Raw genomic sequence first — 242 nt, forward strand, 5'->3', positions numbered from 1 at the left:
CGGTGTCTACCTCTTCCCATTCCGAACAGAGAAGTCAAGCCCGCCAGAGCCGATGGTACTGCGGTAATACGTGGGAGAGTAGGTCGGCGCCAAATCTTATCAAGATCACAAGCCTTGCATCCATTGATGCAGGGCTTTCTTGTTTTATAGAGAAGCTGTTGAATCTGATGAACAGCTAAAAATGAACAAGCAAAAACGGTTATCTACCCCGGGTATGAGGAGCAAAGCGGGTAACTAACCAC

The 242-nt window shown here is 47.9% G+C and carries 1 rRNA gene; it reads left to right on the forward strand.

The annotated features are described in order from the left end of the window. A 5S ribosomal RNA gene (rrf, locus tag GSY63_RS00030) occupies nt 1-95 on the forward strand; the annotation flags it as partial. Between the last annotated feature and the right edge of the window lie 147 nt (nt 96-242).

This window comes from Mucilaginibacter agri (assembly GCF_009928685.1).
GTDB classification, from domain to species: domain Bacteria; phylum Bacteroidota; class Bacteroidia; order Sphingobacteriales; family Sphingobacteriaceae; genus Mucilaginibacter; species Mucilaginibacter agri.